Source organism: Amycolatopsis sp. cmx-11-12 (assembly GCF_046269425.1).
Taxonomy (GTDB): domain Bacteria; phylum Actinomycetota; class Actinomycetes; order Mycobacteriales; family Pseudonocardiaceae; genus Amycolatopsis.
In genome coordinates, this window is record NZ_JADNQM010000029.1 from 62,099 (window position 1) to 74,498 (window position 12,400).

The 12,400-nt window shown below is 68.7% G+C and carries 11 protein-coding genes and 1 tRNA gene; 6 read left to right on the top strand and 6 right to left on the bottom strand.

Features of this window, described 5'->3' with window-relative positions; translation table 11 throughout:
- Positions 1 to 60: 60 nt before the first annotated feature.
- Positions 61 to 1,137: a substrate-binding domain-containing protein gene (locus ACLARN_RS31830; protein WP_409495169.1), complete on the bottom strand. Its 1,077-nt coding sequence runs from the start codon at positions 1,135 to 1,137 to the stop codon at positions 61 to 63.
- A gap of 87 nt (positions 1,138 to 1,224) precedes the next feature.
- On the opposite strand from ACLARN_RS31830, the gene ACLARN_RS31835 reads away from it, so the two are divergent.
- On the top strand, positions 1,225 to 1,635 hold the full coding sequence (locus tag ACLARN_RS31835) for a MarR family transcriptional regulator (protein WP_409495170.1): 411 nt from the start codon (positions 1,225 to 1,227) through the stop codon (positions 1,633 to 1,635).
- A 10-nt stretch (positions 1,636 to 1,645) separates the two neighbouring features.
- On the opposite strand, the gene ACLARN_RS31840 is transcribed toward ACLARN_RS31835, so the two are convergent.
- The 4 genes from ACLARN_RS31840 to ACLARN_RS31855 all read right to left on the bottom strand — a co-directional run bounded on the left by ACLARN_RS31840 (position 1,646) and on the right by ACLARN_RS31855 (position 4,478).
- The gene (locus ACLARN_RS31840; protein WP_409495171.1) at positions 1,646 to 2,317 is read right to left on the bottom strand and encodes an MFS transporter; all 672 of its coding nucleotides are present in this window, start codon (positions 2,315 to 2,317) and stop codon (positions 1,646 to 1,648) included.
- 217 nt (positions 2,318 to 2,534) lie between these two features.
- Positions 2,535 to 2,608: transfer RNA gene (locus ACLARN_RS31845), tRNA-Arg, on the bottom strand.
- Between the two features lie 242 nt (positions 2,609 to 2,850).
- Complete coding sequence (locus tag ACLARN_RS31850; RefSeq protein WP_409495172.1) at positions 2,851 to 3,240, bottom strand: peptidase inhibitor family I36 protein; 390 nt, start codon at positions 3,238 to 3,240, stop codon at positions 2,851 to 2,853.
- Between the two features lie 188 nt (positions 3,241 to 3,428).
- The gene (locus tag ACLARN_RS31855) at positions 3,429 to 4,478 is read right to left on the bottom strand and encodes a LacI family DNA-binding transcriptional regulator (protein ID WP_409495215.1); all 1,050 of its coding nucleotides are present in this window, start codon (positions 4,476 to 4,478) and stop codon (positions 3,429 to 3,431) included.
- A 121-nt stretch (positions 4,479 to 4,599) separates the two neighbouring features.
- Between ACLARN_RS31855 and ACLARN_RS31860 the strand changes: the two genes are divergently transcribed.
- Both ACLARN_RS31860 and ACLARN_RS31865 read left to right on the top strand, forming a co-directional pair.
- Positions 4,600 to 5,778: an MFS transporter gene (locus ACLARN_RS31860; protein WP_409495173.1), complete on the top strand. Its 1,179-nt coding sequence runs from the start codon at positions 4,600 to 4,602 to the stop codon at positions 5,776 to 5,778.
- 102 nt (positions 5,779 to 5,880) lie between these two features.
- Positions 5,881 to 7,113 (top strand): sensor histidine kinase, encoded by a 1,233-nt coding sequence (locus ACLARN_RS31865; protein WP_409495216.1) that lies wholly within the window; start codon positions 5,881 to 5,883, stop codon positions 7,111 to 7,113.
- On the opposite strand, the gene ACLARN_RS31870 is transcribed toward ACLARN_RS31865, so the two are convergent.
- Entirely contained in the window at positions 7,087 to 7,725 is a 639-nt protein-coding gene (locus ACLARN_RS31870) for a histidine phosphatase family protein (protein ID WP_409495174.1), read from the bottom strand. The genes ACLARN_RS31865 and ACLARN_RS31870 overlap by 27 nt on opposite strands.
- A gap of 42 nt (positions 7,726 to 7,767) precedes the next feature.
- Between ACLARN_RS31870 and ACLARN_RS31875 the strand changes: the two genes are divergently transcribed.
- The 3 genes from ACLARN_RS31875 (at position 7,768) to ettA (ending at position 12,390) form a co-directional block, all read left to right on the top strand.
- The gene (locus tag ACLARN_RS31875) at positions 7,768 to 9,789 is read left to right on the top strand and encodes a cytochrome c oxidase assembly protein (RefSeq protein ID WP_409495175.1); all 2,022 of its coding nucleotides are present in this window, start codon (positions 7,768 to 7,770) and stop codon (positions 9,787 to 9,789) included.
- 372 nt (positions 9,790 to 10,161) lie between these two features.
- A complete protein-coding gene (locus ACLARN_RS31880; protein ID WP_409495176.1) occupies positions 10,162 to 10,617 on the top strand; it encodes a single-stranded DNA-binding protein in 456 nt (151 codons plus the stop codon).
- A gap of 96 nt (positions 10,618 to 10,713) precedes the next feature.
- Positions 10,714 to 12,390: an energy-dependent translational throttle protein EttA gene (gene ettA / locus ACLARN_RS31885; protein WP_409495177.1), complete on the top strand. Its 1,677-nt coding sequence runs from the start codon at positions 10,714 to 10,716 to the stop codon at positions 12,388 to 12,390.
- The last annotated feature ends 10 nt before the right edge of the window (positions 12,391 to 12,400 follow it).

Here is a 12,400-nt window from a genome sequence, read left to right on the forward strand (position 1 = left end):
TATGGAATATTTCCAAATGAAAGTATGTGGTGTGCCGGACCGAGTCAAGAGGTGCGGAATTCAGAGCCGGGTGAGGACTTCGAAGTCGTAGCCGTCGGCGATCGCGAGATGGACGTGCTGGTCTGCCTGCTGCCCGCGGAACTCGATCGTGCCGCGTGGGCCGTGATAGGCGACGCCGTCGATCGCCGCGTTGAGCGCGGGCAGTTCCGGCGTACCCGCGCGGCGGACGAGTTTCGCCAGCGTGTGCAGGCCCTCGTAACAGGATTCGGCGGCGTTGTTCAAAGCGGGGGCGCCGGGACCGTTGCGGTCGACGTAGCGACCGAGCAGGTCCATCGCGTCGGCCGTGACCATGGACCGGAAGTACGCGGCGGAGACGTAAAGATTCCCGGTGGCGTTCACCCCGCTCGCGAGAAGCATGTTCTCTTCCATCAGCGGACTGAACCGGATCAGCCGGTCACTGAGCCCGCGCGCGGCGAAGGCGCGGTTGAAGCGCACCGCGTCCTGCCCGACCAGCAACATGAGCACACCGTCGCTTGTGGACTGTTCGACCGAACGGACCACTGTGGACATATCGCCCGCGCCGAGCCCGACGAACGCCTCGCCGGTGATGCGCAGGCCGAGATCCTTGGCGTAGTGCCGGATCGCCCGCGCCGACCGGTGTGGCCAGACATAGTCGTCACCGACGACGAACCAGCGCCGGGCGCCGAGGTGGTCGCGCAGCCAGCGCAACGCCGGTTCGATCTGGCAGCGCGGCGTCTCGCCCGTGCAGAAGATGCCCGAGCGGCGCTCGCCGCCTTCGTAAAGCGAGGTGTACACGTACGGCACCCTGTCGGCCACGACCGGCGCGAGCGCGTGCCGGATCGACGAGATGTGCCAGCCGCTCACCGCGTCGACCCGCCCCGCGTCGACCAGGCGTCGCAAGTCTTCGGCCACTTGCGCGGGGGAGCCGCCACCGTCGACCACCTCGGCCTCGACCTGTCTGCCGAGGATGCCGCCGGATTCGTTGAGTTCGTGGACGGCCAAGTCGGTGATCGCCTCGCAGGACGGGCCGAACAGCCCGGCGGGCCCCTGCAACGGGACCACCATGGCGACGCGCCAGGTGTCGTCGCGGGTCCGCGTGGCGAGGCGTAGGGGCATGGCGCTCCGTGCGGTGGCCCGGTAAGGTCAAAGTGCTTTCACCTGGAAGTATTGCGAGGGTGTCCGGTTTTGGCAAGGGGACGGGATATGGGGACACGCGGCGTCACGACCGCCGGACCGTCGCTCGTCGGCTCGCTCACCCGTGCCGCGAGGGCCGTCGCCGCCGACGTGGAGCAGGTGCTGGTCAAAGAGGGGCTCACCCTGGACCAGTGGCTGGTGCTGGACGCGCTGAGCGGCAAAGGCGGCCTCGCCATGGCCGAACTCGCCGACCGGACGCTGGCCACCGCCCCGACGCTGACCAGGGTCGTCGACAAACTGGTGACCACCGCGCAGGCCTACCGCGAGGTCGACGCCGCCGACCGGCGCCGGGTGCTCGTCCACCTCAGCGCCCGCGGTCGCACGACGCATCGGCGCGTGGCCGCGAAGGTGACCGAGGTGGAAGCCCGGCTCGCCGTGACGGATGAAGTGCTCATGGCGTTGCGTAGTCTCGGCGGCTGACGCCCAGGCGTCAGGCGTGCGGCGGACCCTGCGGCGGGTACGGCGCGCCGTACGGCATCGGCCGTGCCGCCGGCTTCGCCTTCGCCAGCGCGACGATGCCGATGATTCCGGCGACGACGAGCGCGACGAACACGAACACCGCGGCTACCACGTACACCACGCGGAAGCTGAGGGCGTCCGAGAGCAGCCCGCCGAGCAACGGTGCGATCGCCAACGCGACGACGCCGAGGCCTGCCATCACCCCGGCCGCGACGCCGCGACCGGTGCGGAGCCGCCGGATCAGCGCGACGGTCACGCCGATGGCCGCACCCGCGCCGAGTCCGTTGAGCACCCGCCCGACCAGGAACAGGACGCTGTCAGGGGTGAAGGCGATCAGCACCACACCGAGGAGCATCAAACAGAGCCCGGGCACGGTCACCGCCGTCGGGAAGCGCGCGCCGAGCAACAGACCTGCCGGGAAAGCGATCGCGGCCGCGACGAGGTATGCGACGAGGCCACTGAGCAGCATGGCCTGGTTGGACATGCCCAGCTCGATTTGCAGGGTCGCTCGGCCGTCGAAGCGGTAGACCACGGTGAGCAGGAACAGCCCGATGAGCGCGGCGAATCCGGGCCCGACGACCAGCCACCAGGGCGGTCCGGCGGACGGTCGCGGATCGTGCTGTGTCGGCGTCGGCACGTACATGCGCACAATCTATAGCGACCGGCGACGAGGATGGACCACTTCTCGGGGGAAAGCCCGTCGGTGCAACAGTGACTGACTACCGAGAGTCTTCGACATCTTTTTCCGTCAGGAGCGCGCGGTCTCTCCAGTAATCCCGCAGTCGCCGCCGGAGCATCGCGCGATGCCCCAGCGGCGGCCGAGATACCTGGCCAAGATGTGCTCTTGACCAGGTGCGACGTGCCCCCGGCAGGACTTGAACCTGCGACCTAGAGATTAGAAGGCTCTTGCTCTATCCAGCTGAGCTACGAGGGCCGACGTCGGCGACGTTGGGTGTCGCCCAGCACCGGCAGCTTAGCCGTCGCCAACCTGTCGATCGTTTGACACCGCCAGATCGTTTCAGGTCGAGCCCACCGTTTTTTGGAACGCCCGTGAGCGCGTCACGACGCGGGGTGACGCGCCCACGGGCCGGGGCCGCTTCGGGGGAGCGGCCCCTGGGTTCGTGCAGGTCGCGAGTCGACTCTTCTGCGAGCGACCGGCACGAACCGTCGGGGTGGTCAGTCCCAGATCTTGAGGGCGCGAATCACGAACGGCCCCTGGGGTACGTAGGTGCCGCCACCCGGATAGGTGATGAAATCTCCCTCCGTCGTGCATTCCTCGCTCTGGTAAATCGTGACGTCCCTGCTCAACCGGTTCACGAACGAATGTCCGTCGAACCCTTCAGGCAGGGGAATGCATTCCTCCGGATTGGAGGTGCGCAGGTCGAATTTGTGCACCGCGCCGCCGTACGATTCTTCGCCCCATACGCAGAACTCGCCCTTCTGACAGTCGGGTGCGGGCTGCCCGGTGGCGGCGCTCGCGACTCCGGTACTGGTCAGCAGGCCGAACATGGCCAGCAGGAGGACGTGCGGGAGGCGTGCGCGCAGGTTCGTCAAACGTCGTTGCATGGCTGGGTTCTCCCCCGTGGATCGGCGGCTCGATCGCCGTCGGTGAATGTGTGATTCCACGATGACCCGGCGGGAAGGCTTTGTCAGCCCGCAATTCTACTGCTGTGGATAAGTAGTTGTGCGCCGCTCGATCAGGGCGAGTTGTCCACAGATCACCGGAACCGCATTGCGCCCGCCGAAATCGGCTGCTAAGCGGGCGCGGTGGACTCGCGGACGACCAGTTCGGTGGGGATCTCGGCGGGTGCGGGCGTCTTTTCCCCGCGCAGCAGGGTCAGCACCAGATCACCGGCCGCGCGCCCCTTGGCGGCGAGGTCCTGCCGGACCGTCGTCAGCGGTGGTTCGGACCACCGTGCGGGCGGGATGTCGTCGAAGCCCACGACGGAAAGATCACCCGGAACGGACAGCCCGAGGTGTCTCGCCGCCGAGATCGCCGCCAGCGCCAGCAGGTCCGACATGCACAACAGCGCGGTCGGCCGCGGATGCCGGTCGAGCAGCCCGAAAGCGCTCGGGAGAGCCCCCTCGACCGAGAGTCCGGACGCCTCCCAGATCGGCACGTCCGCCACCGGGACGCCCGCTTCGGCCAGCGTCTCCAGGTAGCCGGCCATCCGCTCGCGGTTGTCGTGGAACCGGCTGTTCCCGGCCTCCGCCGCGCTCAGTTCGCCGCCGCGTGGCGCCGAGAGGCACTGCGCCGAGAAGATCCCGATCCGCCGATGCCCGAGGTCGAGCAGATGCCGGGCCGCCGCGGCCGCCCCCGCCCGGTCCGCCACCCCGATCCTCGCGGAACCGCGGATACGCGGCTGGTCGATCACCACCAGCGGCATCCCCCGATCGCGGACCGCGTTCAGCGCCGGCGCACCGTCGGCCAGCGAATACGCCACCGCGATGTCGGCTTGCGCGGTCAGGATCCGCTCCGCGCGCGGGCCGCCGCTCTCGCCGTCTCCGGGGAGCAGCAGGAGGGCGTGCCCCTCGGGGTCGACGACGGTCGAGAGCGCGTCGAGGGTGAGCGACAACGCCGGATCGGAGAAGGCCGTCGAAAGATTCGTGTCGAGCAGGACGGCGATCGCGCCGGTGCGGCTGGTGGCCAGGCTGCGCGCTGTCGGGTTCGGCCCGGCGTACCCGATTTTCTTGGCCGCGCGCAGCACCTCTTCGCGCAGTTGGGCGGACAGCTGATCGGGCCGGTTGTAGGCGTTGGAGACGGTCGCACGCGACACCCCGACGGCGTCGGCGACATCGTCCAACGTCGGCCTTCGCCGTCGGGTGCTGGTCACGGCGGCAGTCTAGTCCCGGGCGGCACAGGTGGACTTTCTGAAGCGCTTAAGTCATTCTGGGGGAACAGGAATCGGAAGGGGACTGGGGTTTATGCGTGACCGTACGGCCGTTTTCGTCGTGTTCGCGCTCAACGGGGCCGCGCTCGGCTCCTGGGCGCCGCGGACTCCGGCGTTGTCGGAAAGGGTGAGCGCCTCACCGGGTGTTTTCGGACTGGCCCTGCTGGGTGCCAGCGTCGGCATGCTGATCGCGGCCTCGGTTTCGGGGCGGCTGATCGAGCGGCACGGCGCCCGCGCGGTGGTCGCGGGCAGCACGATCATCGCCTGTGTGGCGCTGCCGATGATCGGCTTCTCGACGTCGGTCGTCATGCTCGCCGGGGCCTTGTTCGTCCTCGGTGCGAGCGTCGGCGCGCTGGACGTCGCCATGAACGTCGCGGGCGTCGAGGTGGAGCGCCGTTCCGGGCGGGCCATCATGCCGATCTTGCACGCCGGGTTCAGCTTCGGCGCGCTGGCGGGCTCCGTCGCCGCCGGATTCGCGGCTTCGCATCAGTGGTCGCCGGGTCGTCATCTCACCGTCGCCGCGTTGGCCGCGCTGGTGGTGCTCGCCTTCGTCATCGTGGCCGTGCCCGGCGCACGGCCCGCGCACACCGGGCCCGTCGAGAAGCCGCGGGTACCGCCGATCAAACGTCCTGTCCTCTGGCTGCTCGCCGCCATCGCGCTGTTCTCGGCGATCGCGGAAGGTGCGAGTTCGGACTGGTCCGCCCTGCTGATGACGTCCGTGCACGGGGTCGGCGAAGGCGCCGCGGCCTTCGCCTACTCCGGGTTCGCCCTGGCCATGGCGCTCGCCAGGCTCGCGGGCGCCTGGCTTCAGAACCGCTTCGGCGCGACCCGCGCACTGGCGGTGGGCGCCGGCGTCGCCGCGGGAGGGCTCGTGCTCGCCGCGCTGGCCAGCCTGCCTGTGTTCGGGTTTGTCGGCTTCGCGCTGGCGGGTGCCGGGCTGGCCGCGGCCTTCCCGATCGCGTTGAGCCTCGCGGGGGCGTCCGGCAAACGCGCCGACGGCACCGGAGGCGAGCGGGAACTCGCCTTCGTCACCGCGATCGCCTACACCGGCTTCCTCGCCGGGCCGCCGCTGATCGGCGGAATCGCGCAGGTGACGTCGCTTTCGGTGTCGTTCCTGTTCGTCGGCCTGACCGCCGCGCTGATCGTGCCGTCCGCGCTGGCCGCGGCGCGGGCGGCGAAACGAGAGGAGATGTCCGAACCCGTCGCCCGTTGACATCCTCGCCGCGGCCCGGGCAAGCTGATTGCTCGTAAACTGAAATGAATGCGAGTCGTTCGCTGTTTCAGGGTGGCTGATCCGGGGAGGAGCGGCGTGAGGGTGCTGATGCTCGGTGGCGGCGTAGGGGTCCTGACCGGTCGTCGCCAGGTACCCGGGATCCCGGCGCGGCTGGTGCAGACCACGTTGCCCCGGCTCGTGCTGGGCCCGGTGGTGTTCCGGCTGGTGATGCTGGCGGAGGCGCTGTGGGCGGCCGGCTCCGGCGGTTCGTCGGCGCTGTGGACGTTCGCGGTGCTGTACCTGGTGCCGAACGTCGCCGAAGCCGCTTGGATCCTCCGCTGGTCCGCCCGCGATCCCGCCGGTACGCGCCTGGTGCCGGTGGCCGATGCCGGGGCCGCCGTGCTCCTGCCCCTGGGCGCCGCGCTGATCGCGCAGGACATCGCGATCATGTCGATCACCTGGACCCATCTGATGGGCACGGTGATGATCTGGACCCTGCTGCGCGGTGCGCTGGCGGGGTCGCTGGTCATCGGCGGCGGGGTGGTTCTGCACGCCGTGCTGGACCCGGCCTCCTCGCTCGGTCTCTTCCTCACTCTCGCGACCGCGCTGGTGGCGTCCCTCGCGATCGTCGGCCTGGTCGGCGCGTCGATGCGGTTCGCGCTCGGATTCGGGGAGCAGCAGGGCAGGGCGGCGGAACGCGAACGGCACCGCCGCGACGTCCACGACACCGTCCTCCAGGTGATGGAGTCGTTCGCGCTTCCCGCGCCCGCCGACGAACTCGACCCGGCGGCCAGCCTCGACCGGGTCCGTCGCACCGCCCGTGCCCAGGCGATGCGCCTCCGGATCAGCCTCGAGCACGAACCGGCGGGGCCGGTTGGACTGCACCAGCGGCTACGGCTGCTCGCCGCCGAAATGGCTGTCGAGGGCCTGCGGGCCGAGGTCGTCATCCAGGACGACTGTGGTCCGGACCTCGCGGAGGAATCCGCAATGGCACTGCACGACGCGGCGAGGGAGGCCTTGCGCAACACGCTGAAGCACTCCGGGACCAGACGGGCCGTCGTCAGCGTCGAAGAGATGGGTGGCGGGGTTTCCCTGACGGTGCGCGATCACGGCGCCGGTTTCGCTGTCGGCGACCGGCGGCGCGGGTTCGGCCTCGAAAACTCGATCATCGCGCGGATGGCGGAAATCGGCGGCTTCGCGCGGATCGAATCCAGTCCGGGACTGGGAACGAGGGTGGTGCTCCTCGCTCCTCCATCCATGCCCCCGCCACCGCCCTCAAAGGGGGCGCTGCGCGCCGCTGAACTGAAATCAGTCCTGCGTGTCCCCGTCGGGTGAATCCCGCCATTGGCGGAACGGGCGGTCCAGCGTCCACTCGCCATTTTTGCGTTCGACGACACGGTATTCGCAGGTCGACGGGTTGGACAGGGACTCGAACAGCTCGATGCTCCAGCCGAAGAGACGGCGGCACAGCAACCGGATCGTCAGGCCGTGCGAGACGACCAGCACGGTCTTGGGGTGATCTTCGCCGCAGGCCGCCAGCTCGCTGAGGAAGGCCGCGACCCGGTCGTCCACGTCCGCGCCGGACTCGCCGAACGGGAGCCGGTAGAAGAAGTGCCCGAATTCGTGACGGCGTTGCTTCTGGACCTCCTGCTCCAGCGGTTCCTGGAGGTTGCCCCAGTCCTGTTCCCGCAGCCTCGGCTCCGGCACGATCCATTCGCAGACGTCGCGGATGTCCAGTAACCGCAACGTCTCCCGCGTCCGCAGATACGGGCTGACGTAGACCGCCGGCCGTTCGCCGTCGAGGAGTTCCCTGAGCTCCGGGCCCACCTGCCGGGCCTGCTCGCGGCCGGCGTCGGTCAGCGGGAGGGAGTGGTCGGGGATCCGCGTGTAAGCGAGTTCGTCGACGTTGCCGAGTGACTCGGCGTGCCTCAGCAGGATGATCCGCACGCCGCCATCTTGCCCCTTGCGCGTCCGGCTTACCCTCGTGACGTGCCTTCAGACCCCGAGACGAAACCGGCCCCACCCGCGCGGAAGGCCGGTGTCCTGCCGCTGGTGTCGATCGGGGCGCTCCTGGCCGCGGTGGTGGCCGTCGGCCTGGTCGCGCTGACCGGTGGCGCCGGTTACGTCATCGCGGGCCTGCCGGATCCGGGGCTGGTGACGCGTTACGGCATCACCGTCGTCCGGGTGCTCGCCGAGGCGGCTTCGGTGCTGTGCGTGGGTTCGCTGCTGCTCGCCGCGTTCCTCGTCCCGCCGCAGAAGTCCGGCACGCTCGCGGCGGACGGCTACTCGGCCATCCGCGTCGCGGGCGCCGCCGCCTGGGTCTGGTTCTTCGCCGCCGCCGCGTCGATCTTCTTCTCCGCGGCCGACGGCGCGGGGCGCCCCTTCACCGAGGTCCTCTCGCCGCAGGTGCTGATCGACCTCGTGGACGCCATCGAGCAGCCCAAGGCCTGGCTGTTCACCGCGTTGATCGCGTTGCTGGTCGCGCTCGGCTGCCGTCTCGCGCTGACCTGGGGCTGGACGACGGTGGTGTTCTTCCTGTCCGTCGGCGGCCTGGTCCCGGTCGCGGTCACCGGGCATTCCGCGAGCGGCGGCTCGCACGACATGGCGACCAACAGCCTGCTGTACCACCTGGTCGCCGCCGCGTTGTGGGTCGGCGGCCTGGTGGCGCTGCTCGCGCTCGGCTGGCGCCGCGGCGAGAACCTCAAGCTCGCCGCGACCCGGTTCTCCAAGCTGGCGCTGGTCTGCTGGATCGTGATGGCGGTCTCCGGCCTCGTCAACGCGCTGGTGCGGATCAGGATCGCCGACCTGTTCACCACCGACTACGGCCTCCTCGTGATCGCGAAGATCGTGGCTTTGCTGCTGCTCGGCGTCTTCGGGCATCAGCAACGGCAAAAGGGCGTCGCCGGGCTGGTGAACGGCGCGGGCGGCGGGCAGCTGCTGCGGCTCGCCGCGGTCGAGGTGCTGATCATGTTCATCACGATCGGCATCGCCACCGGGCTCGCGAAAACCCCGCCGCCGCAGGAATCGTTCACCCAGCCGTCGACGACGGAACTGCTGATCGGCTATGACCTCTCCGGCCCGCCGACCGTCTTCAGACTGCTCACGGACTGGCGGTTCGACCTCGTCTACGGCACCCTCGCGATCGTTCTCGCCGGGCTGTACCTCGCCGGTCTCCGGCGGCTGCGGAGCCGCGGCGACACCTGGGCCCCCGGCCGCACCGTCGCGTGGCTCGCGGGCTGTTTCGTGCTGCTGATCGCGACGTCGTCCGGCATCGGGCGATACGCGCCCGCGATGTTCAGCGTGCACATGGGCAACCACATGCTGCTGTCCATGGTGGCGCCGGTGCTGTTCGTACTCGGCGGACCCGTGACGCTCGCGCTGCGCGCGCTGCCCACGGCGGGCAAGGACGCCCCGCCCGGACCGCGTGAGTGGCTGCTCGCCTTCGTGCACTCGCCGCTTTCCCGATTCCTGACGCATCCGATCGTCGCGCTGCTGCTGTTCGTCGGTTCCTTCTACGGCCTGTACTTCTCGGGCCTGTTCGACTCCGCGCTGAACTACCACTGGGCGCATCTGGCGATGAACGCGCATTTCCTGCTCGCCGGATACGTCTTCTACTGGCCGGTGATCGGTGTCGACCCCGCGCCGCGACGGCTCCCGCCGCTAGGACGGCTGGGGATGATGTTCGCCGCCATGCCGTTCCACGCGTTCTTCGGGATCACGCTGATGGGCATGCAGACCGTGCTCGGCCAGGACTTCTACCGGTCGCTCAAGCTGCCGTGGGTCACCGATCTGCTGACCGACCAGCGGCTCGGGGGCGGGATCGCGTGGGCGTCGGGTGAGCTGCCGGTCCTGCTGGTCCTCGTCGCGCTGCTGGTGCAGTGGGCGCGTCAGGACGAGCGGGAGGCCCGGCGCCGGGATCGCCGCGAAGACGCCTCAGGCGACGCGGATCTGAACGCCTACAACGCGATGCTGAAGAACCTCGCGGATCAGGGCCGGGGGCGGGATTCTTAGAGTTCTCGCTGTGTCTTGACCGGTGAGGTCCGTGAAGGCCTCCTTCCCTACCTTGAGCGTAGGAAAGGAGGCCTTCACGACTTTCTGCAACACCGCCAGCCTCGGCCCAGGTCGGTCGGGACGCTGACCACACGGCACGACACCGAGGGCAGCGGCCGTGACCCGCGCGGGAAAGCTCCCGGCGACCCACGGCCGGACCCGAAAACGTCGCGCTACCACATCTCCCCGCCCGCTCGCCGACTTCCGCCCGAGTTGTCCACAGGAAGCCCACAACGCCCGGAGTTGTCCACAGATCCGGTTCTCGTCCTTTTTCGCCCCTTGATCCGAGGCAATCTGTGATCAAGGGAAACACCGAGGAGAAAGGCGAGTGTGATGGCGATGGGCGAAACGTGGGTGACCATGATCGGCAACCTGACCAGCGAACCGGTCCACCATCCGGAACGGATTCACGGGCACGACGTCGTGTCGTTCGGCCTGCGGAGTGTCGAACGACGGTACGACAAGGAACGAGGGGAATGGGGTGAGGGACGGCAGCTCGCGGTCAAGGTCACCTGCTGGCGGAAGCTGGCGATGGCGGCCTTTTCCTGCCTGAGCAAAGGCGATCCGGTGATCGTGGCCGGGAGGCTGCGTGGTGCCGAGACCGCGGAGGAGATCCCGGCACCTCTCGGTCTACCTGAGCTTGAGGCCTTCTCCATCGGCCCCAACCTGGCGCGCTGCTCGGCCGAGATCCGGCGGCTCGGGCGTGACCGGCCAAGGGCGATCCCGCTACCGCCGCCGCCCACCGGGAATCCCATGGTCACCGCGCTGGAGGACACACCTGTGGCTTGAGGATTCCGATGCTCCTCGGTGATATCGGGCTGACCGTCGGTAGTTCGGTGGTGACCGCCGTCAAGGCCGCGATCGGCTCGCTCTACGATCGCTTGTATGGCCGAGTTCATCTACACCATGAAGAAGGTGCGCAAGACCGTCGGGGACAAGGTCATCCTCGACGACGTCAGCACCGCGTTCTACCCCGGCGCCAAGATCGGCGTGGTGGGGCCGAACGGCGCGGGTAAGTCCACCGTTCTGAAGATCATGGCGGGGATCGAGCAGGCCAGTAACGGCGAAGCCTTCCTCCAGCCTGGCGCCAGCGTCGGCATCCTCATGCAGGAGCCGGAGCTCAACGAGGAAAAGACCGTCCGCGAGAACGTCGAAGAGGGCCTTGGCGACATCAAGGTCAAGCTCAACCGCTTCAACGAGGTCGCCGAGCTGATGGCGACCGACTACAGCGACGAGCTGATGGAGGAGATGGGCAAGCTCCAGGAGGACCTCGACCACGCCGACGCGTGGGAGATCGACTCCGCGGTGGAGCAGGCGATGGACGCCCTGCGCTGTCCGCCGCCGGAAGAGCCGGTCACGCACCTCTCCGGTGGTGAGCGCCGCCGGGTCGCGCTGTGCAAGCTGCTCCTGTCCGCGCCCGACCTGCTGCTCCTCGACGAGCCCACCAACCATCTGGACGCCGAAAGCGTGCTGTGGCTGGAACAGTTCCTCGCGAACTACGCCGGCGCCGTCCTCGCCGTCACCCACGACCGGTACTTCCTGGACAACGTCGCCGAGTGGATCATGGAGCTCGACCGCGGCCGTGTCGTCGGCTACGAGGGCAACTACTCGACGTACCTGGAGAAGAAGGGTGAGCGTCTCGCCATCCAGGGCAAGAAGGACGCCAAGCTCGCGAAGCGGCTGAAGTCCGAGCTCGAATGGGTCCGGTCCAACGCCAAGGCGCGTCAGACCAAGTCGCGGTCCCGGCTCGACCGCTACGAGGAGATGGCCGCGGAGGCGGACAAGTACCGCAAGCTCGATTTCGAAGAGATCCAGATCCCGCCGGGGCCCCGGCTGGGCAGCGTGGTCGTCGAGGTCGAGAAGCTGCGCAAGGGTTTCGACGACCGGGTGCTGATCGACGGGCTGTCGTTCGACCTGCCGCGCAACGGCATCGTCGGCGTGATCGGGCCGAACGGTGTCGGCAAGACGACCCTGTTCAAGACGATCGTCGGGCTCGAGGAGCCGGACGACGGCCAGGTCAAGATCGGCGAGACGGTCAAACTGTCCTATGTGGACCAGAACCGTGGCGGGATCGACCCGAAGAAGACGGTATGGGAGGTGGTTTCGGACAAGCTGGACTACATCCACGTCGGGCAGACCGAAATGCCCTCGCGTGCCTACGTCAGCGCGTTCGGTTTCAAGGGCCCGGACCAGCAGAAGCCCGCGGGCGTGCTCTCCGGTGGTGAGCGCAACCGGCTGAACCTGGCGCTGACCCTCAAGCAGGGCGGGAACCTGATCCTGCTCGACGAGCCGACGAACGACCTGGACGTCGAGACCCTTGGTTCGCTGGAGAACGCTCTCGAGCAGTTCCCCGGCTGCGCCGTGGTCATCTCGCACGACCGGTGGTTCCTCGACCGGGTCGCGACGCACATCCTCGCCTGGGAAGGCACCGACGAGAACCCCTCGCAATGGTTCTGGTTCGAAGGTAACTTCGAGGGCTACGAGAAGAACAAGGTCGAGCGCCTCGGTGCCGAGGCGGCTCGTCCGCACCGCGTCACCCATCGCAAGCTGACCCGCGACTGAGGGCCGGGGG